The sequence below is a fragment of the Amycolatopsis sp. NPDC088138 genome (genome assembly GCF_044741685.1).
GTDB lineage: Bacteria > Actinomycetota > Actinomycetes > Mycobacteriales > Pseudonocardiaceae > Amycolatopsis.
This window is the reverse complement of sequence record NZ_JBIUTB010000009.1, coordinates 71,121-95,660: the sequence shown is the minus strand read 5'-3', so window position 1 is coordinate 95,660 and position 24,540 is coordinate 71,121. Positions and strand designations below refer to the sequence as shown.

General features: G+C 72.0%; 16 protein-coding genes. 2 read left to right on the top strand and 14 right to left on the bottom strand.

The window, feature by feature from the left end:
• Positions 1 to 87: 87 nt before the first annotated feature.
• From ACIOD2_RS44830 to ACIOD2_RS44795, 8 genes are all read right to left on the bottom strand, one after another.
• The gene (locus ACIOD2_RS44830; protein ID WP_400551699.1) at positions 88 to 2,508 is read right to left on the bottom strand and encodes a beta-L-arabinofuranosidase domain-containing protein; all 2,421 of its coding nucleotides are present in this window, start codon (positions 2,506 to 2,508) and stop codon (positions 88 to 90) included.
• Complete coding sequence (locus ACIOD2_RS44825) at positions 2,505 to 5,417, bottom strand: glycosyl hydrolase (RefSeq protein ID WP_400551698.1); 2,913 nt, start codon at positions 5,415 to 5,417, stop codon at positions 2,505 to 2,507. Before ACIOD2_RS44825 ends, ACIOD2_RS44830 begins: the two co-directional genes overlap by 4 nt.
• Positions 5,414 to 8,755: a glycosyl hydrolase gene (locus tag ACIOD2_RS44820; protein WP_400551697.1), complete on the bottom strand. Its 3,342-nt coding sequence runs from the start codon at positions 8,753 to 8,755 to the stop codon at positions 5,414 to 5,416. The genes ACIOD2_RS44825 and ACIOD2_RS44820 overlap by 4 nt, the downstream gene beginning before the upstream one ends.
• Positions 8,756 to 8,766: 11 nt before the next feature.
• On the bottom strand, positions 8,767 to 11,943 hold the full coding sequence (locus ACIOD2_RS44815) for a family 78 glycoside hydrolase catalytic domain (RefSeq protein WP_400551696.1): 3,177 nt from the start codon (positions 11,941 to 11,943) through the stop codon (positions 8,767 to 8,769).
• A 137-nt stretch (positions 11,944 to 12,080) separates the two neighbouring features.
• Positions 12,081 to 12,272, bottom strand: coding sequence for a LuxR C-terminal-related transcriptional regulator (locus tag ACIOD2_RS44810; protein ID WP_400551695.1), 192 nt, complete (start codon positions 12,270 to 12,272; stop codon positions 12,081 to 12,083).
• Positions 12,273 to 12,281: 9 nt separating this feature from the next.
• A complete protein-coding gene (locus ACIOD2_RS44805; protein ID WP_400551694.1) occupies positions 12,282 to 12,860 on the bottom strand; it encodes a lactate utilization protein C in 579 nt (192 codons plus the stop codon).
• Entirely contained in the window at positions 12,857 to 14,296 is a 1,440-nt protein-coding gene (locus ACIOD2_RS44800; protein ID WP_400552070.1) for a LutB/LldF family L-lactate oxidation iron-sulfur protein, read from the bottom strand. The genes ACIOD2_RS44805 and ACIOD2_RS44800 overlap by 4 nt, the downstream gene beginning before the upstream one ends.
• Before the next feature lie 85 nt (positions 14,297 to 14,381).
• Entirely contained in the window at positions 14,382 to 15,113 is a 732-nt protein-coding gene (locus ACIOD2_RS44795) for a (Fe-S)-binding protein (protein WP_400551693.1), read from the bottom strand.
• Between the two features lie 286 nt (positions 15,114 to 15,399).
• Between ACIOD2_RS44795 and ACIOD2_RS44790 the strand changes: the two genes are divergently transcribed.
• Positions 15,400 to 16,197: an ANTAR domain-containing protein gene (locus tag ACIOD2_RS44790; protein ID WP_400551692.1), complete on the top strand. Its 798-nt coding sequence runs from the start codon at positions 15,400 to 15,402 to the stop codon at positions 16,195 to 16,197.
• A gap of 13 nt (positions 16,198 to 16,210) precedes the next feature.
• Here the strand turns inward: ACIOD2_RS44790 and ACIOD2_RS44785 are convergent, their stop codons facing one another.
• From ACIOD2_RS44785 to ACIOD2_RS44760, 6 genes are all read right to left on the bottom strand, one after another.
• Positions 16,211 to 17,197, bottom strand: coding sequence for a YihY/virulence factor BrkB family protein (locus ACIOD2_RS44785; protein WP_400551691.1), 987 nt, complete (start codon positions 17,195 to 17,197; stop codon positions 16,211 to 16,213).
• 60 nt (positions 17,198 to 17,257) lie between these two features.
• Positions 17,258 to 17,995 (bottom strand): 5'/3'-nucleotidase SurE, encoded by a 738-nt coding sequence (gene surE, locus ACIOD2_RS44780; protein WP_400551690.1) that lies wholly within the window; start codon positions 17,993 to 17,995, stop codon positions 17,258 to 17,260.
• A gap of 9 nt (positions 17,996 to 18,004) precedes the next feature.
• Positions 18,005 to 18,484: a pyridoxamine 5'-phosphate oxidase family protein gene (locus ACIOD2_RS44775; protein WP_400551689.1), complete on the bottom strand. Its 480-nt coding sequence runs from the start codon at positions 18,482 to 18,484 to the stop codon at positions 18,005 to 18,007.
• 68 nt (positions 18,485 to 18,552) lie between these two features.
• A complete protein-coding gene (locus ACIOD2_RS44770; protein WP_400551688.1) occupies positions 18,553 to 19,515 on the bottom strand; it encodes a glycine betaine ABC transporter substrate-binding protein in 963 nt (320 codons plus the stop codon).
• 27 nt (positions 19,516 to 19,542) lie between these two features.
• Positions 19,543 to 21,912 (bottom strand): ABC transporter permease subunit, encoded by a 2,370-nt coding sequence (locus tag ACIOD2_RS44765; protein WP_400551687.1) that lies wholly within the window; start codon positions 21,910 to 21,912, stop codon positions 19,543 to 19,545.
• 157 nt (positions 21,913 to 22,069) lie between these two features.
• Complete coding sequence (locus ACIOD2_RS44760; protein WP_400551686.1) at positions 22,070 to 23,296, bottom strand: MFS transporter; 1,227 nt, start codon at positions 23,294 to 23,296, stop codon at positions 22,070 to 22,072.
• A 59-nt stretch (positions 23,297 to 23,355) separates the two neighbouring features.
• Between ACIOD2_RS44760 and ACIOD2_RS44755 the strand changes: the two genes are divergently transcribed.
• Positions 23,356 to 24,483, top strand: coding sequence for an ROK family protein (locus tag ACIOD2_RS44755; RefSeq protein ID WP_400551685.1), 1,128 nt, complete (start codon positions 23,356 to 23,358; stop codon positions 24,481 to 24,483).
• The last annotated feature ends 57 nt before the right edge of the window (positions 24,484 to 24,540 follow it).

Genomic DNA, 24,540 nt, shown 5'->3' with positions numbered 1-24,540 from the left:
AAGGCATCGGCGCCAAGTCCCGCCTTCCTCCGGGGAGAGCGCTTCCCGGGCCCGCTTTGTCAGGCTCTGCGGCGCTGAGGCGTGGTTTCAGCGGCGCCCGGCCAGCGCCCGCACCTCGTCCTCCCCGAGTGCCCGGCCGTACAACCGGAAATCGGCGACGGCGCCCTTCAGGTACGGGTGTTTCGGGTTCTGCGAGCGGCCGAGGTAGTTCAGCTGGGTGGCGCCGAGCAGGAGCGGGCTCATCAGCGGCGCCGGGTTCGCGCCGGTCAGCTCACCGCCGAAGTACAGGCGCAGCCCGGCGCCCGCGGTCACCACCACGTGCGTCCACACCCCCGCCGGGAGCGCGACGGCGGCGTCCACGAAGTCCTCCGTCTCCATCCCGCCGAGCTTCATCGCGCAGCGCGCGACGCCGAGCCCGGTGCGCGGGGTCAGGAAGAGGTAGGACTGCGCGTTGAACCCGAGGTCGAACACCCGCGCCGAGTTGACGATCGTGTCCGCCCGGACCCACATCGACACCGTCAGCTCGGTCAGGTTCGCCGGCAGGCCCGAAGCCAGCCGCACGTGCCCGTCGACGCCGTCCAGTTCGATGCCCCGCGCCCCATGGGTCGCGCCGCCCGAGAGGATGGCATCCGGCCAGCGGTGGGTGCTCTCGGCCAGGCTCGCGCCGAGCGGGTACAGCGCGACGGTCTTCGGCGCCGGGCGCTCCGGCGGTGAGGCGAAGTAGACGCTGTAGTGCTCGTGCTGGACGTCGAGGAACGGGCTCAGCCGCAGCCGCCGCTCCCCCGCCTGGACGCTGAACTCCGCGCGGCCGGGCTCACGCCGCAGGGTGCGCGGATCCACGGTCGGGATCACCGGCGGCCCTTCCGCGCCGTGCCGGGCGGCCAGCACCAGCGGGCCGTAGGTGAGCGCGCGCACGGCCGGGTTGTCCGGCGCGGGCAGCCACCGCGGGGCCATCGGCAGGTGCAGCTCGACGACGTCACCCGCACGCCACCGCCGCCGGATCGTCGCGAAGCGCCCCGGTTCGGCGGACACGGGGGCGCGGTTGACCGTCAGCCGCGGCTTCGAGACCCACGACGGGATCCGGACGCGCAGCGCGAACTCGCCGGAGCCGTCGACGCGCAGCCGGACCGTCTCGTCGTACGGGTACTCGGTCTCCAGGCTCACGCGCGCGCCGTGGAAGTCCACTGTGGACGGGATGAACAGGTTGACGTACAGCGTGTCGCCCGTCGTGAAGTAGATGTTCTCGGCGTACTTGACGTGGGTTTCCAGGCCGGTGCCGTGGTCGCAGGTGAAGTTGCCGTAGTCGCTGCTGTAGGTGCCGGGGTCGGAGGTCACGCCCTCCTTGGGCTTGCGCTCGGTGCCCGGCGTCAGGCCGGTGTAGTAGGTGACGAACCCGTGCGGCGAGTCCGGGTCCTGCTCGCCGAGCAGCTGGTTGAGCAGCGTCCACTCGTAGTGGTCGAGGTACTCGGTGCGGCTCGGGTCCTGCCGGAACAGCAGGCGGCCGAGCTTGAGCATGTTGTAGCTGTTGCAGTTCTCGCAGGTGTTCTCGCCGAGCTGGCTGACGATCTGGTCGGGCGGGCCGAAGAACTCCGCGTTGGCGTTGCCGCCGATCACGTAGCTGTGGTGGTGGACGACCTGGTCCCAGAAGTACGTCGCGATCGTGCGGTAGCGCTGCTCGCCGGTGACGTCGTATTCGGCCGCGGCGCCGACGATCTTCGCGATGTCGGTGTTGGCGTGCCGCCCGGCGAGGGTGTCGGTGCGCGCCGCGAGCGGGGTGAAGATCTCGTCGTGGTCGAAGCGGCGGGCGAGCGTGAGGTGCAGCGGGTCCTTGGTGACGGCGTAGAGGTTGGCCAGGGCCTCGTTCATCCCGCCGAACTCGGTGTGGAGGACCTTCTGCATGGCGTCGTGGGACAGCGGCGCGGTGCGGGCGTCGATCCAACGGGCGATACCGCGGGCGACGTCGAGAGCGCCGGCGGTGCCGAGCAGCCGGTGCTGGTCGAGGAGCCCGGCGAGGATCTTGTGGATCGTGTAGTACGGCGCCCACACGGACTTCCCGGCTTCGAGGTTGACGAAGTCCGACTCCGGGAACGCCGAAAGGTAGCCGGACGGCGCCTGGCACTTCGCCAGCTCCGCCACCAGCCGGGCGCCCTTCGCGGCCAGCTCGGCGTCCCCCGTGTTCGCGGCCGCCAGGGCGAGGCCGGACAGCAGGTGCCCGGTGGTGTGCCCGCGCAGCTGGATGTCGGGGGCCTCCCAGCCGCCGCACGGCTCGGCCGAGGTGGGCAGGCCCGCGTTCAGCCGGAAGGTGTGCAGCAGCCGGTCGAGGTCGACGAACTTCAGGTACGCCACGGTCCGGCGCATGTTCGCCAGGTACCGGCTCTCCAGCAGCCGGACGCCGCCGAGCGCGACGGGCCGCACTTTCTCGGAAGCAGCAGCGGCACTCCACGGGACCACGGCGGCCAGACCAAGAGCGGCACCAAGACTGAGCGCGGTGCGCCGGGTGACGTTCATCGGATCTCCTCCTGCCGGTACGGCACCAAGCGCACCGGCCCGACCAGGCCGTACGCCTGGCGGGCCGCGATTGCGAACACCTCGGGGCGGCTCACGCGGAGCCGGTTGTTGAGCGTGGTGGCGATCTCCACCTCGATGCTGTTGCGCCCGGACCGCAGCCACGGGCCGACGTCGACCACCGTGTCCAGTACGTCCTGCGGCGGCAGGGCGGTGCCGTTGACCCGCACGCGGTAGGTGTCGAACACCTCCCCCAGGTCCAGGTACGCGCCCAGCCCGTGGTCCCACCGGCCCAGGTCCACGGTGGTGCGGTAGCGGCCGACCCCCGAGACGTCCTCCAGGCCCGGGATGGACGACCACGCCGCGAGCGCCGTCAGCGAGAACTGCCGCTTCGGCTTCACCGTCGAAGTCGGCGTCGCGCCGGGCTGCCAGTCTTCGACTTCGAGGGACCAGGTGGACAACGCCAGCGGCGCGGGCGGGGCGGCGACCGAAGTCCGCGCGACCCGGCCGGTCGACAGCGTTGTCGAGTACGTGCCTGCGACCGAAGAACGCACCTGCAGCTTGCCGTCCAGGTACCGCACCTCGGAGGCGTCCGACGAGACCGCGTGCGGGCCCCGATCGGACGTCAGGGCGACGATCACCGACTGTCCCGGGTTCAGCGACACCGACACCCGCACCTTGTTTCCGGAGCGGGTGAACACGCCGAGCCGTTCGGTCTCGCCGGTCCAGGCGTTGTACACCACCGGCTGCGCGTCACGGTCCTGCGCGGTCAGCCAGACGTCCTGCGTGACGGCCGTGATCTTGCGGTTCTCGGCGTGCCGCGCGTTGCAGAGGTAGTAGTAGTCCGTGTCGCCGTCGATGCGGTGGACGCTCATCACCGTGGACGGGTCGTGCTCCACGTCGCGCGTGACGCCCAGCTCGGCGAGCGCGGCCGGGATGCCCGTGGCGTCCGCGACCACGCGGACCGAAGGCAGCGCGACCAACGCTGTGACCAGCGCGCGAAGCCGGTCGTTCTCCCCCGCCAGCGCGAGGCCCTCGGTGTGGACGTCGGACGTCCAGGTGCCGATGACGATCGTCGGCAGGCCCGCCCGCGCGAAGTCCAGCAGACGCTGGGCCGCACGGACGGACAGCGTGTGCTCACTGCCGTGGAACTGGTCGCCGCCGAGGATCATCGCCTTGTACGCCGGGCCGTCGGGGGCCAGGCGGCCGTGCCGGACGACCGCGCTCGGCAGCTCCAGCACCGCTTCGCTCAGGAAGCCGTGGGTCCAGCCGGCCGGGATGCCGTCGTTGGTCGCCCACGGCGCGCCGATGCCGGTGGAGGTCCAGCCCTTCTGCCGGTAGAACGCGATGTCCACCTGCGGTTTCCCGGTGCGCAGCACCAGTTGAGTGCGGGCGAACCAGCCGGCGATGTCCGGCACGTGCCCCCACGTCGGCTGCCGCGGGCCCCACGCCTCGGCGTACCCGATGCCGTTGCCGTTGTACGGCGAGAACGCCGCGAACCCGGGCCACTGCGCACCCGGCGCCGTCGCGTACGCGAACCCGTGCAGCACGGCCTGGTTGACGCCGCCCGCGAACACGCTGCCCATCGTCTGCAGCACCTTGTCCCAGGTGGTGTTGTACGCGCCATTCGCGTACGCCGCGGATTCGCACGACAGCAGCTTCCGCCCGCCCATGTCCCGGCCGGACGCGAGCACCCGGTAGTCGTCGAGGTTCTTGAACCCCAGCGACTCGCTCTCCGGGACGTCCAGCAGCGCGGCGCTGCGGATGGCGTCGGTCTGCAGGCCGTACGGCTGGACGCGCAGCGTCATGCCGAGGCGGTGCGCGAAGTCGCGCACCGGGATCAGGTGGTTCTCGTGGTAGAGGTCCGAAAGCACCTGGTTGTAGTCGTCACGGACGTGGTTCGACGTGTCGGCGTCGAACGCGTACAGGTACTTGCCCTTCTTCTGGACGACGATCGGCAGGTACGGCAGCAGGTCGTAACCGGCGCGCCGCCGGAACTCGGCCAGGAAGGACGGCGTCCAGATCGTCGCGTCGGTCTCGATCTCCAGGGAGTCCTCGAACAGGTCGCCGCCGACGTCATGCAGCAGGCCGCGGATGGCGCGGGTGAGGATCGTCGAGTTCCACTCGTCCAGGACGACGCGGGTGCCCGCCGCGCTGAAGTGGTCGACGACGTACGCGAGCGGTGTGGTGTGCGGGCCCGCTTCCGGCTGCTGCGCCGAGCCGCGCGCCCAGTACGCGAACAACAGCCAGGTCCCCGACGGCGCGGTCCAGTCGATCTGTCCATTGTGGACCTCGATAGTCCGCACCGACGCCGGATCCAGTGTCACCGTCGCCGCGGTGGGTGAACCGACCACCAGAGCGGCCTGGACGGCGACCAGGTCCTGCTTGCCCACGACGTCCTCGGCGGGCACCACCGCGGCCGGCGGCGGGCCCGAGTAGCTGCCCTCGACCGTGACGACGCCGTGGGCCAGTTCCTTGCTGGCCGCGACGTCGTCGGGCGTGATCGTCGGGACCGCGGTCGGCCAGCACGGGCCCATCGCGAGGTCGACGGTCAGGCCGCGGGCCTTGGCCCGGCGCAACGCCGTCTCCACCGCGGCGAGCCACGCGGGCGTGCCCCAGCCGTGGTGCTCCGGGTCCATCACGGTCTGGACGCTGTGGTGGACGTCCTGGATCTCGACCCCGCCGAACCCGGCGTCGGCGATCTGGTCCACCTCGCGGGCGATCTCGCCGAGGTCGACCAACCCGTGCGGCCACCACCAGCGGAACTTGGCGGCGGTACTCGCATCGGGCTTGGCGAACTGCTTCAGGAACGGCTTCCCACCTGAGGCGAGGGCGGGAGGAGCCCACGAGAGGGTGGCGCCCACACCCAGGGCGGCGCCGACCGTGAGCACCGTACGTCTGCTGATCGTCATCGGGTGGCCTCCAGCCGGGCGGTGACGGCGGCCTGCGGGCGCAGCGCGACCGGGCCGACGAGGCCCGACACGAGGATCTTGTTGCGCTCGTTGGCCAGGGTGTTGGTGACGCGCACGCTGATCGTGTTGACACCCGGGTGCAACGCCTTGGTGGCGTCCACTGTGTACGGATGCCAGAGCGCGGCGGGCAGCTGCGTGCCGTTCACCGTCGCCGTGGCGAGGTCGTGGACCTCACCGAGGTCGAGCACCAGCTTGCGTTTCGCCAGGTCAGCGGCCGTGAGCGTCACCGTTGTCGTGTAAACGGCGCTGCCGGAGAACGTCGGCGCGAAAGTGGTCCAGGAACCGAGCGGGCGTTCGGTGGCGACGGCGCCGTCCTGCTCCAGCTTGACGGTCCACGGCCCGTTCAGCGCGATCGGCGCCAAGGGATCGGTCACGCGAACGGTGCCCCGGTAGGTGCGGCCGTTCGCCTGCCCGGTGAGGGTGTAGCTGCCGGACGCCGTCGCGGTGACCGCGGCCTGGAGGTCGCGCCCGTTCTGCGAGACCGCAGTCGCGGGCAGCGTGCCGTCGGTGAGGTGCGCGGTGTCGTGGACGCCCTTGCGGAACACCACGCCCAGCGTCTCGTACGGCTGGAGCGTGACCGGGACGCCGGTGGTGCTCCGGCCGGTCGTGTACGCCGTGGCGACCTTCGCCGTGCCGGTGCGCGGGTCCCAGATCTCGGGGGTGCCGTCGACCGGGAACGTCGCCGTGGTGGTGACGACCGCGTCGCTCTCGTTGTTCAGCAGGAACGCCGTGTCCGCGCCACGGCCGGTGCGCGACACCCGGACGGCGTCCGCCGCGGGCTGCAGCCGGGCCGCGCCGTCCCCGGCGTTCTGCGCCAGGCCCGCGATCGTGTTCACGTCGGTGACGACCGCGACCGCACCGGCACCACGCCGGGTCCACGAAGCGCCCGCACCACCGAAGAGTGAACGCAGCTCACGCGCCAGGTCGGCGTCGCGGCCGGTGGCCTCGCGTATCGGCAGCGGTCCGACCGCGACGACGTGCCCGCCGGTCTGGACGAACTTCGCCAGCGAACGCGCGGTCGCGAGGTCGAGCACCGGGGTGCGCGGCAGCACCGCGAGCTGGTAGTCCGCCTGGCCGACCTGCAGGGTTCCGCCGCGCGAGACGGCCTGGAACCGCGCGGCCGGGTCCCCGGACAGCGACGAGTCGCTCAGCAGGTCGAAGTCGACCTGGCCGCGTTCCAGCGCGTACGCCGTCGCCGAGAAGTCGGCGTCCAGCTGGTGCGACGCGTCGGCCACCCGGGTCTGCTCGGCGGCCCGCTGCGGCTGCACGAGCGCGGTCCGGGCGAGGCTCTCGCCCCGGCCCAGCTCCATCACGCGGCCGATCCACGCGTCGACGTCCGGCATGTCCTCCCAGAACGTGCTGCGCGGGCCGAACGGCGGTGCGAACGTCACCGATGTCTCGTCGGTGTACATCGCGTGCAGGAACGTGAGGTTGACACCGCGGGTGGCCAGCGCGCCGACGGTGGCGTGCATGTAGTCCGGTGCCACCTGCCAGCCCGCGTTGCCGAACGTCTCCATCAGTGTCCGCGGCGCGCCGCTCTGGTGCGCGGCCGAGGAAGCGTTGCGCCCCAAGGTGGTCTGCTGGCCGGCGGTGTAGTCGGTGGTGATCATGTCACTGCCGGGCACCTGCGCCCACTGGTTGTCCTTCGACAGGTCGCCCGTCGAGTTCATCCGCTGCTGCGGGCTCTGCTCGTCGAGCAGCGGGTTGGAGATCAGCTTGAGGTGGTGCTTGGCCATCCAGTCGGCTTCGCGCCTGTAGTAGCTGGTGGAGAACAGGTTGTCGACGGCCCGCCAGTACGTCCCGGCGGCCTGGTCGGCGACGGTGTCCAGGCCGTCGGCCGCCGCGGTGTAGGCGACGCCGGGGGTGCCGCCGGCCGCGCGGACGGCGTCGGCGAGCCCGGGTGAGGAGGGCAGGCGCTTGAACGGGTGCGGCTGCGCGGAGGCGATGAACGGCTCGTCGTCCCAGAACCCGGGCACGACCGTGCCCATCGCCCACGGGAAGCGGCGTGCGTACTCCTCGGGCGCGATGCTCAGGAAGGCGTCCGTCGCCTTCGGGTCGAGCAGGTCGAGGTACCCGCGGGTGTAGCCGCTCGAGTCGTCCTGCAGGAGGACCTGCGAGTAGACGTCGACCTGCCAGCGGCCCGCGGGGACCTGCCAGGTGGAGCCCTTCAGTTCCACCGCGGCGTTCGTGCCGACCGGTCGCGCGGCCGCCGCCGTGACGCCGGCGAGGTTCACGCGGTTCTGCGGGAAGTCCGCGAGCGCGGTGGCGTTGTCGAAGGTCGACGTCCACAGCTTCGTGCTGTCGGGGGCGGTGACGGTCAGGTCGTCCCACAGCGAGCGTTGGGTGCCCTCGGCCGAGACCGCCGCGGCGCCGGTCGGGTAGCTCGCGTCGGTCGCAGCGGGCTGCACGGTGTTGTTGATCTTTGGCGTGATCGTGTTCCCGGAGACCGTGACGTTGATCGTCTGGACGTGGGTCGGGGTGAAGCCCGGGGTGTTGACGCCGGTGGTCAGCCGCGTCCGCGTCGCACCGTCCACTTTGTACACACTCGCCGCGCCCTTCGGGTCGACGTCCACGAGGTAACCGTGGGTGCCGTCCGAGCGCACGGCCAGCTGGACGCCACCCGCGGTCAGCGTGACCTTGCCGCTCACGGTGTAGTCGGTCCAGCCGGCACCAGGGGTGAGCGGGGCCATGCCCGGCTTCGTGGCCGGGTCGACGACCAGCTTGCCGGTGTCGACGCTGAGCCCCGACGTCTCGGCGAGCGGCAGCGTCACCGGGCCGTCGACGATCCGCGTCGACCGCAGCAGGCCCTTCAGCCGCAGGTCCGGGCGGGCCGGGATGGTGCGGGTGCCGAGGGTGCCGCCGTTGACGACGTAGTTCGCGCCGCGGCCGCTCGGGAAGTTGTTGTCGTTGAACAGCCACATCTTCATGCCGGTGCGCTGCGCCTCGCGCAGCACGTGCCCGACGAGCGTGAACCAGTCTTCGCTGAGGAAGACCGGTTTCATCGAGTCGCCGCCGAGCGGGAAGATCACCGCCTCGTACACGCCCTTGGCACGCATCTCGGCCATCTGCTGGTCGGTGATGTCACTGGTGATGGTGTTGTTCCAGTACCAGTAGATCGCCGGGCTGCTGTCCTTCGGCGGGTTCGCGAAGGCGGCCGGGTCGAACCGGGCCGGGGTGGTCGTCTCGGCCGGGCCCCGGTCGTGGTCGGCGGTGGCCGGGGTGGCGACGGCGATCGCCGTCGCCGCCGCGAGCACCAGGGAGGTCAGGGTTCTGCGCATGGGATTCCCCTTCAGCCGCGCGGAATGGGTTGCCGGAAGGTGTGGGTGCCGGAGCCGACGTGGAACACGGCGTCACCCTGCGGCAGGTGCACTTCGGCCGTGCTGCCGGGCGGGATCGTGACGGTCAGGCGGTATTCGCGGTCGGACTTCGTCCAGGCCGTGGAGATCCGGCCCTGCGGGCTCTCGTAGCTCCCGGACGCGGACGTCAGGTCGCCGACCACCGCCGGGTCGATCACCAGGTTCTTGAAGCCCGCCGAACCGGCCGCCTGCCCGATGCCGGTCAGGCGGGTGGTGAGCCAGCCGTCCATCGCGCCGAGCATGAAGTGGTCCTGCGACTGGCCGCTGCCGCCGTCCCAGGTCTCGCCGAGCGCGGTCAGCCCGGCCGCGACCTGGTGGCCCAGGCTGGGGCTGGTGGTCTGCGTGGCGATCCGGTAGACGACGTCGTCGCGGCCCGCGGCCGACAGCACCCGCAGCACCGACGGGAACGAGATCTCTCCCATCACCAGGTGCCAGCCGGCGGCCTCGACGACGTCCACCAGGTGCTGGGTCTGGCCGGCCCGCAGGTCGGCGGGCACCGCGCCCATGTCGAGCGCGAGGGCCGTCGCCCCCTGGCCACCGCCGCCGAACAGGCCAGTCGCGGGTACGTAGTACTTAGCCCAAACGGCCCTGGCCAGCGCGTCGGCCTGCGCGCGATAGGGCGTGGCGTCCTGGCCGAGGGCCGTCGCCACCTTGGCGAGGCCGTCGGCGACCGCCCAGACGCCGAAGCTGCTGGGAATCGCCCGCGGCATCGCCGGGGACTCGGTGGTGATCCAGTCGCCGAGGCCGTAGTCGTAGACGCCGTCGGTCCACCGCGTGGTCTGTCCTTGCAGGTAGGCGAGGTAGCGCTGCATCGCCGGGTAGTACCGGCTCAGCAGTTCCTTGTCGCCGTAGGCCTGGTACGCCTTGAGCGGGACCTGGACCAGGGCGCCGCCCCAGTTCGGGTCGTCGCGGTAGGAACCGGCGAGCGTCACGTGGTCCGGGACGGTGCTGGGCACCAGGCCGGACGCCTCCTGGCCGTCGGCCATGTCCTGGACGATCTTGCCGAGGTAGGCCTCGACGTCGTAGTTGCGGGCGATCGCGTCGAAGGCGAGGTGGTCCTGCTCCAGCCAGCCGAGCTTCTCGCGGCTCGGGCAGTCGGTGAGGATGCTCTGCATGTTGTTCTCGACGGCGGCGCGGGTGAGCCGGTGGATGCCGTCGAGGGTCGTGTCCGAGGAGTCGAAGTCGCCCGCGGACCGGTTGTCCGCCATCGTGCGCAGGCCGGCGACCGAGAGCTGCGCGTTGTCCGGGACGCCGACGACCTCGAGGTAGCGGAAGCCGTGGTAGCTGAAGTCGGGGTGCCAGGTCTGCCGGCCGCCCTTGCTCGTGAAGCTGTCCCAGATCGGCGCGCCGACGTTGCTGATGGACTGGTCGACGTGCCCGTCACGCAGCGCTTCGGCCGGGTAGATCCGGACATTCGTGCCGGTTGGCGCGGTGAGCGTCACCTGCGGGAGGCCGGCGATGTTGCGTCCGAGGTCGTAGACACGGATGCCGGGCGCGGGACGGGAGATCTCCTTGCCGGGTAACTGTTCCACGACGCGGACGGGCTCGCTCTGGCGGCCGGTCAGCTTCGCGGTGCTCGTCGCCGGCACCACCTTGGCCCAGTTCCGGCGGTCGGCGCCGGGCTTGTCCCAGCCGGGGATCTCGCGGCGGGCGTCGTAGTCCTCGCCGCCGTACCAGTACGACGCGGTGGTGGCGCCGAGCGTGGTGCGCCAGCTGGAGTCGGTGCCGATCCGCTGGACGGTGCCGTCGGCCATGGTGACCTCGAGCTGCGCGATCACCTGCGGGTCGCTCGCCGTGCGGGCGAACTTCCGGTAGCGGCCGGAGGTGTGCAGCGAGTCCGCGGTGCCGTTGCCGACCGCGATGCCGATCGTGTTCGCCCCGCCGCGGACCTGGTTGGTGACGTCGTAGGCGGCGTACGTGACGCGGTCGGCGTAGTCGCTGTCGCCGGGTTCCAGGACAGCGTCACCGACGCGGGCGCCGTTCAGGCTGGGCACGTAGACGCCGAGGCCGCTGACGTACAGGCGGGCGCTCGTGACGCGGCCGTGCACGGAGAAGTCCTTGGCGAACACCGGCAGCGCGGGCGGCAGCCAGGTCGCCGGTGCCGGCTGGTTCGTGACGGTCTTGGCCACCGTGAACGGCCCCGCCGCGTCGGCAGCCGTCTGGACGGTGTAGTCGACCGGGAAGTTCGGCGTTCTGCCGTCGGCGGTGAGGGTGTCGGTGCGGGGGTACAGCACGATCTGGTCGAAGGTGTGCGCGGCGCCGAGGTCGATCGTGAGCCAGACGTCGGCGTCCGGGCCGGTGTGCGCGGCGCTCTGGTAGCCCGCGTTTCCGGCGTCCTCGGGGTTGGACGTCGTGAGGCCGTCGGCGATCAGGCCCGGCTCCCACTCCTTGCGGACGGTCTGGGTTTCCGATGCGGTGACGTACTTCTGGCGGCCGTCGGCGAGGTTCGCCGCAGGGTTGGCCGAGTCGCGGATCTGGAGTTCGGCCAGCTGCAAGCGGTACGTCAGGTCGGGGAAGCGGCGGGTGTCGCCCGTGGTGACCATGCGGTTCTGGGCGTCGAGAGGCTGTTCGGCCAGTGGGAGTCCGAGTTTGGTCACGTCCAGTTTGACGTACTGGGCGTTCTGGGCGGGGAGCGTCACCACCACGGGCTGCGTCGGCTTGGTGCTCAGCTGCCATTGGCTGTTGGTCACCCAGCCCGCCGACCAGTCTTTCTGGTTCGTCAGGCCGGTTTCGAACCAGGTCGGCCTGCTCCAGTCCGACGTCGTGGTGCCGGACCAGGTGCGGACGCGCCAGTAGACCCGCTGGCGGCTGCCCAGGGCTCGTCCCGCGTAGTCGAGTCCTGTGGTGGTGCCCTTGGTGCGGCCGGTGTCCCAGAGGTCAGGGTGGTTCAGCCTGGCTTCCGACGTTGCCGCTTGAACTTCGTACGCCGTCTGGTCTCGGGTGTTCTGCCAGCTCAGCTCGGGTGTGGTGTCGTCCGTCCCCAGTGGACTCTCCAGGTGGTTCGCGCGGAGGTCCTTCGGGGTGGCGTGGTCGCCGGCTTCGGCGGTCGCCGGGACCACCAGCGTGGCCAGGGCGAGGATGGCGAGGAGGTGGAGGGGTCTGTGGCGCACAGCAGCTCCTGGGGTGGCCGGTGGGGTGCGGCCTGGATTCGGCGGTGAATCGTTTCAATCGTTGCTGGGACGCTACGTGGGCTTTGCTTGCGGGACAAGGATTCTGTCCGGGATCGGACAGGGGTGCGGCGCGCGGGTCACACCAGGCCTCTTCGGGCGGCCCACACGACTGCTTGGATGGGGGTGGTGCAGCCCAGTCTGTCGCAAATGGACCTCAGCCGGCGGCGGACCGTGCGGTCGGACAGGTCCAGGCGCCGCGCTATGGTTTCCACCGGCAGGCCTTCGGCCAGCAGGGCGAGCAGGTTCAGCTCCGCGTCCACCAGGCACACGGCCCCTCCTCAGTCCGCGACGACGATGACGTGCAGGGTTCTCGGCCCGTGCACGCCCTCCACCCGGGTCAGCTCGATGTCGCTCGTCGCGCTCGGGCCGCTGACCCAGGTCTGCGGCCGGGCCGGGTCCAGCGCCGCCACCGCTTGCGGGACTCCCGGGACGATCCGGTCCTCTCGCAGCACGCAGACGTGGACGTCCGGGACCAGGCTGAGCGCGCGGCGGCCCTGGCCGGGTCCGTGGTCCAGGACCAGGGTTCCGGTGGTCGCGATGCCCAGTGCCGCCGTGGTGACGACCGCGTCGAACATGTCCAGGTCCGCCGCGTCGGGTACGCCGTCGAGCTTGACCGGGAAACCCTCTGGTACCAGCACTTTCCGTGCCGGGCCCAAGGCCTTCCGGATGGCGTCGGGCAGCTCGGCCGCCGTGCAGCGGGTCAAGGCCGCGCGGTAGTCGACCACGCGCTCGGCGAACAGGTCCACGATGTTCGGCGGCGCGACCGTGCGGTAGCCGCGTGGGACGGGGGCTTCCGTGCGGTCCGCGTTCCGCAGCGCGCCGCGGACCGACGCCAGGATCTCGTCGCGTGCGCTCACGGCCTGCCTCCCCTGCGCCACCACGTCCGGAACGATTCCCTTGACGGGGCCGGTAAGTCACGGGCGTTCGTCCACAGGGAACCCGGCCAGGGCAGGCGGCCCAGGGCCCGGCGGCCGCCCGGGAGGACGCGCTTGCCGAAGCGGGTCAAGGCCCGGTTGGCGACGCCCAGACCGCGTTCGGCGGCGCTCAGGCGCCGGGCGTCCGACAGCAGCCAGGACGCCGACTTCATCGCCAGCGCCTCGGGTTTCGGGGTGCCCTCGCGGTGGGCGTCGACGACCTTCGACCGCAGGTGGACCAGGACCTCGGGGATGTCGATGCGCACGGGACAGGCGTCGAAGCACGCACCGCACAGGCTGGACGCGTACGGCAGCGAGTCCGTCTGCTCGTCGACGCCGACGCCCTTCAGCAGCGGGTTCAGGATCGCGCCGATCGGGCCCGGGTAGACCGAGCCGTACGCGTGACCGCCCGTGCGCTCGTACACCGGGCAGACGTTCAGGCACGCCGAGCAGCGGATGCAGCGCAGCGCCTGGCGGCCGACCTCGTCGGCGAGCGCACGCGTGCGGCCGTTGTCCAGCAGGACCACGTGCATCTCCTGCGGGCCGTCGCCGGGCGTGACACCCGACCACGTCGAGGTGTACGGGTTCATCCGCTCCCCCGTGCTGGAGCGCGGCAGCAGCTGCAGGAAGACGTCCAGGTCGGACCACGTCGGCACGATCTTCTCGATGCCGACCACGGAGACCAGCACCTCGGGCAGGGTCAGGCACATCCGGCCGTTGCCCTCGGATTCGACGACGACCAGCGTGCCGCTGTCGGCGACCGCGAAGTTCGCGCCGGACACCGCCATCCGCGCCCGCAGGAACTTCTCGCGCAGGTGCAGCCGGGCGGCGGCGGCCAGCTCGGCCGGCTCGTCGGACAGCCCCGGGGGCGCGTCGTCCATGCCGCGGCGGAAGATCTCGCGGATCTCCGCGCGGTTGCGGTGGATCGCGGGCACCAGGATGTGGCTCGGCAGGTCGTCACCGAGCTGCACGATCAGCTCCGCGAGGTCGGTCTCCCACGCGGTGACGCCGTGCTCGGCCAGCGCCTCGTTGAGCCCGATCTCCTGGGTGACCATGGACTTGACCTTGACGACCTCGTCGACCCCGTGGGTGTGCGCGACCTTCGCGACGATCTCGCACGCCTCGGCGGCGTCGCGCGCCCAGTGCACGGTCGCGCCGCGCGCCTGCAGGGACGCCTCCAGCTGCAACAGGTACTCGTCGAGGCGGCGCAGGGTGTTGTCCTTGATCGCCGCGCCGGCCAGCCGCAGCTCCTCCCACTCCCCGACCTCGCCGACGACGGCCGCGCGCTTGGCGCGGATGGTGCCGGTGGCGTGCGCGAGGTTGCGGCGCAGCTGGGTGTCGGCAAGCGCTTTCCGGGCCGCCTCGGGAAAGGCCGGCATGCCGACGAACGTGGCGCTCACGCGTCCTCCTCGGTGAAAGCGAGCACGTCGGCCAAACCGCCGCGGTCACGGGCGAACGTGCCACTCATGCGTCCTCCTCGGTCGAGGCCAGCACGTCGGCCAAGTGCATCACCCGCACGCCGCCACGCTCACGGGAAAGCAGGCCGCCGATGTGCAGCAGGCACGAGTTGTCCCCCGCGACCAGGACCTCGGCGCCGGTGCCGCGGACGTGGCGGGCCTTGTCCGCGCCCATGGCCGTCGACGTCTCGGCGTTCTTCACCGCGAACGTGCCGCCGAAGCCGCAGCACTCGTCGGCGGCGGGCAGGTCGACCAGGTCCAGCCCGCGGACCTCGCGCAGCAGGCGCAGCGGCTTGTCGCCGACGCCGACGCCGAGCATGCGCAGCGAGTGGCAGGTCGGGTGGTAGGTGACGCGGTGCGGGAAGTAGGCCTGCACGTCGGTCACGCCGAGCACGTCGACGAGGAACTCGCTCAGCTCGTAGACCTTCGGCGCCGCCGAAGCGAGCCTCTCGTCCCCCGCCCGCCGCGCGACGATCGAATGCTGGTGGCGGATCGACCCCGCGCAGGAGCCGGACGGCGTGACGATCGCGTCGTAGCCCTCGAAGGCGTCCACGAACGTCCGCACCACCGGCACGGCTTCGTCGAGGTAGCCGGTGTTGACCATCGGCTGCGCACAGCAGGTCTGCGCGGCCGGGAAGTCCGCGTCGACGCCGAGGCGGCGCAGCAGCCGGAACACCGACTTGCCGGTGTCGGGGAACAGCGCGTCGTTGATGCAGGTGACCAGCACCGCGACGTTCACGTGAACAGCCCCGCCGCCTGCCGCAGCATCGCGACCTCCGAATTGAAAGGTTTCATAAACCTGGCGCGGTGACGCTACTATGCGACGGAACACGAAGTCAATGACGTGCTAAAACCCGGATTGACGCGATCTTGCCGTCCAGCACTCCGGATTGTCACGTTTCAACACTCACCTCGAGCGCGCCCCCGTGTCCCGCCCGCCGGGTCCGCTCAGCGAGAAGAACCGCCGTGCTTCGGGCAGAATTGAACGCGTCCGAAACACCGTTGCCAGCCGGAGGTAGGAGCCCGTGACGCACACCCTGGTCGACGCATCCGATCGGTGGAAGCCCCTCAACCAGCTGCTGACCGAGCTGCTGGACCGCATCGCCGCGGAGATCCCCGGCTGTGTCGGCGCGGCCCTCACCACGGGGCACGACGGCGGTCCGCTGTCGGTCCTGGCCACCCACGGCGTCGCCGAACGCCTGGCCCCCGCCGAGGTGCGCCACGGCGGCCCGATCGCCGACGCGGCCGCCACCGGCGACGTCGTCACCACCGACGACCTCTTCTCGGACCCGCGCTGGCCCGGCCTGCGCCGGGAGGCCCTCGCCAAGAGCCACCCCGAGCTCGCCGACCGGTGGAGACGGGTGCGTGGCGTCGTCGCGTTCCCCGGCCCCTGGGACGACGGCGGCACGCTCGTGCTCTCCGCCGTGCTCGACGGGCCCGTCGGCCCCGAGGTGCGCGCGGTGCTGGCCCGCTACGAGAAGCTCACCGCCGACCTGCTGGTCGTCGCCGAAGCCGCGGCCGCCGGCGACTCGGCCCAGGTGCTGGCCATGCTCGCCTCCCGCGCCGCGATCGAGCAGGCCAAGGGCGCGATCACCGCGCTGCGCCGCTGCGGCGCCGAGGAAGCCTGGAACACGCTGCGCCGCACCAGCCAGGAGTTCAACGTCAAGGTCCGCGACCTCGCCGTCGCCCTCGTCGAGCACCTCGGCCAGGTTCCCGTCCGGCAACCCGACGGGACGATCCCGATCACCCCCGACCACCCGGCTCGCGACGCGGCCCGGCAGCTGTGGACGGCGTTCACCGCGGACCGGCCGGTCGGGCCGTAGCCGGTTCCCCGCGTCAGGTTCGCTCGGTCTCCTCGGTCACCTCCGCGACCTCGTCCGCGTCCATCGCCTTCGTGTCACGCGGGGGCAGGAACGGCTCGTCCTCGCTGTCCTGGCCGCCTTCGATGCCGCGGCCGCGGGCGAGCTCGGCGTCCAGCTCGGCGCCGAGCAGCACCGCGAGGTTCGAGATCCACAGCCACACCAGGAAGACGATCACCCCGGCCAGCGAACCGTAGGTCTTGTTGTAGGAAGCGAAGTTCGCGACGTACACGGCGAACCCGGCCGACGCCAGCGCCCACAGCACGACGGCCAGCAGCCCGCCCGGCGTCAGCCACTTGAAGCCCGGCTGCCGCACGTTGGGGCCGGCCCAGTACAGCAACGCGAACGCCAGGCTGACCAGGATCGCGATCACCGGCCACTTCGCGATCTCCCACACCAGCACGCCCGTCGACCCGATGCCCACCAGGTCGCCGAGCCGGCGCGCGACCGTGCCCGTCGCCACGACGCCGAGCGCGCACGCGCCCAGCAGCGCCACGATCCCGACCGTCAGCAGGATCCGCAGGGGCAGGACCTTCCACACCGGGCGGCCTTCCGGCATGCCGTAGATCGCGTTGCCGGCCCGCATGAACGCGCCGACGTACCCGGACGCCGACCACAGCGCGCCGAGCAGGCCGAAGATCGCCACCGGCCCGGCGAGGCCGCGGGAGCCGGACAGCTCCTTGATCGCGCCGACCAGGATCTCGCGGCCCTGACCGGGCACGACCTGGTTGACGTTGTCGATCAAGGTCTGCGTCGCGCTGGGCCCGAGCAGGCCCAGCAGAGCCGTCAAGAGCACCAGGCCGGGGAAGATCGACAGCACCCCGTAGTAGGTGAGCGCGGCGGCCCAGTCGGTGAGGTTGTCCCGGCCGAACTGGTGGACGGTGCGCTTGAGCACTTCCCACCACGACCGCCGGGACAACTCGGTCGGGCCATCGGGTTCTTCGCCTCGCCTGCGCACCGGCACCACTCCTGCCTCGTCGCCGGGGGGTTTACCCCGTTGCGGCGGCGGGAAACGGGCCGGGCTTCACAGGTTGACACCGGGGTCTTCGGCGACCGACCGCAGTGCCGTGATCGTCGGGTGGCCCTCGGCCAGCAGGGCCGCGTCGCTCCCCGGCGGCAGCTCACCTTCCACCACGACCGAGGTCAAGGCGATCGTGCCGGCACCGTCGTCCCGGACGCTGCTCTGCACGGCACCGAACTCGGCCAGGCCGGCTCGTTGCGCTTCCCCCGCCTCGGGTGTGTTGGGCACGTTGAGGTTCAGCACCGTCCCCGCCGGGAGGGCGGCGAGCCGGTCGAACCACGCGGCGGCCACCGTGACCGCCGTGTCCCAGTACGGCCGCTCGTCGTCCGGTTCGACGTCGAGCGAGACGGCCAGCGCGCGGGCGCCGTTGATCGACGCGGTGAGCGCCGCCCCGACGGTGCCCGAGTGCAGGATCGCCCGGCCGATGTTCGCGCCGCGGTTCACCCCGGACAGCACCACCGCCGGCGGCTCCCCGAACGCCCCGTGCGCCGCCACCAGCGCGATCAGCCCCGGGTGCGCGGCGACGGCGTACCCGGGAACCCCTGGCAGGCCAGGCAGTTCGAGCCGCTCGACGGCCACCCGCCGCACGTCGCCCGCCGCCGTCAGGCCCGCGCTCGTCCCGCTCGCCTCCTCGGCCGGCGCGGCGACGACCACGTCCCAGCCGTGCTCCCGCGCCCCGCGGGCCAGGGCGTGCAGCCCCGGCGAGCCGATACCGTCGTCGTTGGTGACCAGTACCCTCATGCGTCCGTCCTACAGGTCGACGGCCTTGTTGCCGCCGGGTTCGGGTGCCGATCCGGTGACCCGCGCCTTGGCCATCTCGAACAGCGCCCGCGGTTTGCCGCCGGGTGCGGTCCAGTACTCGGCCGAGCCGGTGTCCACCTTGAGCAGCACGACCTCCGCGTCTTCCGGGCCGCCCGGGAACCAGGCCTCGACGAACTCGTTCCACAGCGCCTTCTTCCGGGCGACGTCGTCCACCACCGACGCGGCCCCGCTGAGCGAAAGCCAGGATCCGGAGCCGGCGTAGCCGACGTTGACCTGGCTGTCGCGGGCGATCTCGGCGACCATGTCGGCGCTTCTCGAGACGAAGAACCACGCCGTCCCGTCGAACTCCACCCGCTGGCCGGTCATCGGCCTGCTCACCAGCTTGCCGTCGGCCTGGCGGGTGGTGATCATCGCCGTGCCGACCTTCTTGGCGATGTCGGTGACGATCTGGTTGTCCTCGGCACTCATGGGCTGCTCCCGTTCTGACGTCGTCAGGCCCGGTTTCCCCGCGGGCAGCCCGTTCACTCATCCGCCGGTCAGCTGATGAAGCCCGCCGTCTTGAGCCAGTCGTGGGCCACCGTGGCGGGCTTCTGCCCGTCGACGCTGACCTTCTTGTTCAGGTCGGTGAGCGTCGCGGTGTCGAGCTTCGCGGCGATCGGCGTGAAGACCTGCTCCAGCTGCGGGTACTTCTGGGCGACCGCGGAGGCGATCGAGATGGCCGGGTTGTACGTCGGGAAGAAGTGCTTGTCGTCGTCGAGGACGACCAGCTTCTGCCCGGCGACGCGCCCGTCGGTCGAGGCGACCGAGCCGAAGGCGCAGGGGTCGCCCTTGCCGATGCTGGGGTAGACGACGGCGTCGTTGAGCACGTGCACCTGCGCTTCGGGCAGCGTGAACCCGTAGGTCTTCTCCACGCCGGGGAAACCGTCGTCCCGGCTCTTGAACTCCGAGCCGATGCACGTCGAAGCCGCCGCCGGATCCTTCTTCGCGAGCGCCGCGTAGTCCGAGATCGTCTTGACGCCGGCCTTGGCGACCGCGGCCGGGTTGCCCGCCAGTGCGTAGGTGTCGTTGGCCGGCGAGCGTGCCCACCAGGTGACGCCGTTGGCGGCGTCGGCCTTCTTGACCGCGTCGTACTGCCCCTGCGGGTCGGCGATCGGCGTGGTCTGCTTGAGGTAGCTGACCCACGCGGTGCCGGTGTACTCCCAGTACAGGTCGACCGCGCCGCTGGTCAGCGCCTGCCGGACGTTGGTCGAGCCGGTGATGTTGGTCTTGTCCTGAGGGCTCGCCCCGGCCGCCTGCAGCGCGACGAGCGCGATCTGGCCGAGCAGCAGCTGCTCGTCGAACTCCTTGGAGCTGACCCGGATCTGCGCCCCGCTCAGCGCGTCGATCTTCTTGATGGACCCGGCGCCCACCTGGGTGCCGGCGTCGTCCTTGCCGATCGTGCACCCCGCGGCGAACACCGCGACGAGCGCGAGGACGGCGGCTGTCGTGCGCTGGAGCATGGGTGGAGCCTCCTTGAGTGGGTCGGGCTACATACCGCGCGGGTGCAGGATCTCCTCGGCCACCAGGCCCAGCCAGTCGGCGAAGAGCGCCAGCGCGGCGACGACGATGCCGAAGGTCAGGCTGAGGATCGGGCGGTAGAGGCCGATCCCGGCGACGAGACCGCCGCCGAGACCGCCGCCGTCGATGAAGGTCGCCAGCGTCGCGCTCGCGACCGTGAGCACCAGCGCCGTGCGGATGCCGGCGAGGATCACCGGGACGGCCAGCGGCAGCTCGATCCGCCACAGGATCGACGTCCGCGTCATGCCCATCCCCCGCGCGGCGTCGACCAGCGTCGGGTCGACGCCGTCGAGCCCGACGATCGTGTTGCGCAGCACCGGCAACGTCGCGTAGACGACCAGCGCGGTCACCGCCGTGCCCGTTCCGGTGCCGACCCAGAGCGCGAGCAGCACGACGAGCCCGATCGACGGGATCGCCTGGCCGAGGTTGCCCAGGCCCAGCCCGATCGGCCGGGCCCACCGGGCGCCGGGGCGGGTCAGCAGGACGCCGAGCGGGAGCGCGATGGCGATCGTGCAGACCGTCGAGATCAGCGTGAGGCGCAGGTGCGCGCCCAGCTCGGTGAAGATCTCGTCGGCGTTGAGGTAACGCTGTTCGATCGAGTCGGCCGGGTGCGCGCGCACGAGCAGGACCAGCGCCAGCAGGCCGAGGGTGAGCAGCACCGGGCGCACCAGCAGCCCGAGGCGACGCCGGCTCGGCCGTGCGGGCGTCACGACGTCCGGGCGGGGCGTCTCGACGATGTCCGGGACCGGAGGCGTCTCTTCGGCGGGCCGGAGCGCGGTGAGGAGGCTGGGCACGTCACACACGGTGCCGTCCTCGCTCACCCGTACCGCGGTGCTTCCGGTGCGCACCATCGTGTCCAGCGCGTCCCGCAGGGTGGCCTCGCGCGAGACGGCGGGCAGCCCGTCCGCCTCGGCGGGCCGGAGGTCCAGGTCCGCCACCCGGATCAGCGCGAGCCGTTTCAGATTCCGCTTCGAGCCGACGAACGACGCGACGTAGTCGTCGGCCGGCGCGGCGAGGATCGCCTGCGGCGTGTCGTACTGCGCGAGCACCGAACGCGGCCGCAGCACCGCGATCCGGTCGCCGAGCTTGAGGGCCTCGTCGAAGTCGTGCGTGACGAACACGATCGTCTTGCGCACTTCCCGTTGCAGGCGCAGGAACTCGTCCTGCAGCCGGGCGCGGGTGATCGGGTCGGCAGAGCCGAACGGCTCGTCCATCAGCATCACCGGCGGGTCCGCGGCCATCGCCCGCGCCACGCCGACCCGCTGCTGCTGGCCGCCGGAGAGCTCCCGCGGGTAGCGGGTGCCGTGCTCGCGGGTCAGGCCGACGACGTCGAGCAGCTCGCGCACGCGCCCGGCGACGCGCCGCCTGCTCCAGCCGAGCACCCGCGGCACCACGCCGATGTTGGCGTCCACCCGCAGGTGCGGGAAGAGCCCGACCTGCTGGATGACGTAGCCGGTGTGGCGGCGGTGTTCGTCGAGGTCGAGCGCGGCGACGTCGGTGCCGCCGATCGTGACGGCCCCCGACGTCGGCTCGACGAGCCGGTTGATCATCCGCATGGTCGTCGTCTTGCCGCAGCCTGACGGCCCGGTCAGCACGACGATCTCGCCGGCCGGGATGCGCATCGTGAGGCCCTCGACCGCGGGCACCGCCTGCCCCGGGTAGCGCTTGGCGACGTCCAGCAGCTCGATCGTCTCGCCGGCGGTGCCCACGACCTGCGCCGGGGCCGCCTCTTCGCGGGCACGCGGACGCCGCCACGTGGTGAGCTTGCCGAGCGCCACGAACGCCAGGTCGAACAGGAGCGCCAGCACCATGATCCCGAGCGTCCCGGTCAGCACCTGGTTCAGGGAGTTGACCGAGCCGAACCGGCCGAGGCCGTCGAAGATCTCGTTGCCGAGCCCGGGCCCCTTGACGTACGCGCCGATCGCCGCGATCCCGATGGTGATCTGCGTCGAGACCCGGATGCCGGAGAGGATCACCGGCCAGGCCAGCGGCAGCCGCACGCGCCACAGCAGCCGCACGCGGCCGAGCCCCATCCCGCGTGCCGCGTCCACCACGGCCGGGTCGACGCCGCGCAGCCCGACGATCGTGTTGCGGGTGATCGGCAGGAGCGCGTAGAGCACCAGTGCGAACAGGACGTTCGTCAGTCCCAGCCCGAACGGCCCGATCAGGATGCCCAGCAGCGCGATCGACGGGATGGTCAGGAACGCCGCGGTCGTCGTGGTCGCGATCGAGCCGAGCCACCGGCGGCGGTAGGTGAGCAGGCCGATCGTCATCCCGACCAGCACGGCCAGCGCCATCGCCGCGAGGGTGAGGTCCACGTGCAGGATCGCGTCGTTCACGACGTCGATCCAGTTCTCGCGGAGGTACTCGATGAGGCTCAGGGCCGCGCTCCTCGACGTCGAGGGGCGGAAAATCCCCGACCGCCCCAGTCCGGCTGACCCCCAGCCCAGCACGTCCGGAGGGCGCTGTCCACCGCCCCGCCGGATCCGCGCCGCCTCACGCCGCGGTCTGCGCCGCCGGTGACCTGCGGGAACGGCGGCGCTCGAACGTCAGGCCGGCCACCGCCAGCAGGAGCCCGAGCGCGCTCACCACGACCCCGGCCCACGCCGTGGCGCGGTAGCCGAGACCGGCCGCGATGACGACACTGCCCAGCGCCGCGCCGAGGCTGTTGGCCGCGTTGAAGGCCGACTGGTTGAGCGCCGCTCCCATCAGCTGGGCACCGGGCGCCACCGCGATCAGCCGCGCCTGCAGCACCGGCCCGAGGAACAGGATCGTCGCGCCGATCAGGAAAGCGCCGGTGAACAGCCCGAACGCCGAACCCGCCGTCAGTCCGAAGTAGACGTTCGCGGCGATCACCGCGGCGAAGCCCGCCACCATGGCCCGCCGCAGGTCCCGGTCGGCGTACCAGCCGCCCAGCACGTTGCCGGCGGTCATGCCGAGCCCGACGGCGACGAGCACCCACGCGACCGAGCCGGGCGAGAGCCCGGTGACCGACGTCGTGATCGGCGCGAGGTAGCTGTCCACCGCGAAGAACCCGGCGATCCCGATCGAGGCGGTCGCCACGACCAGCCACACCTGCGGCCGGCGCAGCGCGCGCAGCTCGTCGGCCGGGGAGCCGCCCGAGGCCGGCGCGTCCGGCACCGTGGCCGCCACGGCCAGCAGCGCGAGCAGGAACACCCCGGCGATGACCAGGTACGCCGTCCGCCAGCCCGCGGCCTGCCCGAGCCGCGTGATCACCGGGACCCCGCCGACGTTGGCGACGGTCAGCCCGCTCAGCACCACCGCGAAACCCCGGCCCTCGCTGCCCGGCCCCATCAGGGTCGCCGCCAGCAGCCCGGCCGCCCCGAAGTACGCGCCGTGCGGCAGCCCGGCGGCGAACCGGGCCAGCAGGACCAGCCCGAACGTCGAGGCCACCGCGGACGCCACGGTGCCGAGCACGAACAGCACCAGCAAGCCGAGCACCAGGCGCTTGCGCCGCATCCGCGCGGTGATCGTGGCGATCAGCGGCGCGCCGACGACCACGCCCAGCGCGTACGCGGTGATCATCCACCCGGCGTGCGCGACGGCGTCGGGCTCGCTGCGGGTGTACTCGTCGCCGAGCACGCTGCGCGCGATCTCCGGCAGCAGGCCTGCCGGCACGAACTCGGTCAGGCCGATCGCGACCGAGCCGAGGGCCAGCGACAGCAGCGCGGCCCAGCGGCGCCGTCGGGAGAGGTCGTCCATTCCGGCGACTTTAGCAACGCTGTTGCGTTAGTACCAGAAGCCGTGGGTAAGGTGGCGCGGTGCACCTGGCCTTCCTGCGCGACTACCACGAGGCGCTGGTGATCGCGCTGGCCAGGACCGTGCCCACCCTCGAGCGCGGTACGGTCGCCGAGGTCACCGGGCTGACCCCGCAGGCGGTGTCGAAGGTGCTGGCCCGGCTGGTCGAGGAGGGCCTGCTCGAACCGGCCGGGGTGCGCCGGCCCGCACTCGGCAAGCCGGCCGCGGTCTACCGGCTCGTCCCCGGGAGCCGCTGGGCGATCGGCGCGCACGTCACCCGCCGTGAGCTGCGCCTGGTCCTGACCGACCTGGCCGGCGCCGTCCGCGCGTCCGCCGTGACCCCGCTGCCGGACGACTTCACCCCGGACCAGCTGCTGGCCCGCCTCACCGACGGCGTCACGACGCTGATCGCCGACCACCGCCTGACCACGCCCGTCCCGGCCGGGGGCGCGGACCCGTCACGCGTGCTGGCCGGCGTCGGCATCGGCATGATCGGGCCGCTCGACCAGGCGGCCGGCACCGTCCGCGGCGCGCACCGGCTGCGGCATTGGCGTGACGTCCCGCTCGCCGAACTCGCCGAGAAGAGGCTGGGCCTGCCGGTGGTGCTGGACAAGGACGTCACCGCCGGGGTCACCGCCGAGGCCTGGCGCCGCGGTCCCGCGTTCCGGGACGCGGCCCTGGTCGTGGTCGACGCCGGCGTCGGGGCCGGGCTGTGGCTGGGCGGGGCCGCGCACCGCGGCGCGCACACCAACGCCAGCGAGTTCGGCCACGCCGTCGTCCAGCTCGACGGTCCGCTGTGCGTGTGCGGCCGGCACGGCTGCCTGGAGGCCGTCCACGAACGCGCGGCCGGCCCGGCCGCGGCGGCGGCCGTGCTCGCGACCGGCGTGGTGAACCTGCTGCAGACCCTCGACCTCGGCCACGTCGTCCTCGGCGGCGCCGACCTGCTCCGCGACGGCGAGGTCTACCGGGAAGCCGTGGAACACGCGGTGCGCACCCAGCTCCCGGGCGCCGGCTGGCTCACCGTGGAGGTTTCCCTGACGTCCCTGGGCACGGACGTCGTCGCGGCCGGCGCGGCCATGCAGGTGCTCAACACCCGCTACGGCCTCCCCGACCCCACCGGTCTCCGGCTGCCGATCGGCGGACCGGGATAACCGTTTCCGCCGCCGTGTCGAATCGGGCCGGGCGCGTTCGTAGTCCTGGTACGAGGG

What these genes read in the sequence shown, in the direction of transcription:
- ACIOD2_RS44830 (WP_400551699.1), bottom strand. Translation starts at nt 2,508, where the DNA reads ATGAACGTCACCCGGCGCACCGCGCTCAGTCTTGGTGCCGCTCTTGGT.
- ACIOD2_RS44825 (WP_400551698.1), bottom strand. Translation starts at nt 5,417, where the DNA reads ATGACGATCAGCAGACGTACGGTGCTCACGGTCGGCGCCGCCCTGGGT.
- ACIOD2_RS44820 (WP_400551697.1), bottom strand. Translation starts at nt 8,755, where the DNA reads ATGCGCAGAACCCTGACCTCCCTGGTGCTCGCGGCGGCGACGGCGATC.
- ACIOD2_RS44800 (WP_400552070.1), bottom strand. Translation starts at nt 14,296, where the DNA reads ATGCCGGCCTTTCCCGAGGCGGCCCGGAAAGCGCTTGCCGACACCCAG.
- surE (WP_400551690.1), bottom strand. Translation starts at nt 17,995, where the DNA reads ATGAGGGTACTGGTCACCAACGACGACGGTATCGGCTCGCCGGGGCTG.
- ACIOD2_RS44775 (WP_400551689.1), bottom strand. Translation starts at nt 18,484, where the DNA reads ATGAGTGCCGAGGACAACCAGATCGTCACCGACATCGCCAAGAAGGTC.
- ACIOD2_RS44770 (WP_400551688.1), bottom strand. Translation starts at nt 19,515, where the DNA reads ATGCTCCAGCGCACGACAGCCGCCGTCCTCGCGCTCGTCGCGGTGTTC.
- ACIOD2_RS44760 (WP_400551686.1), bottom strand. Translation starts at nt 23,296, where the DNA reads ATGGACGACCTCTCCCGACGGCGCCGCTGGGCCGCGCTGCTGTCGCTG.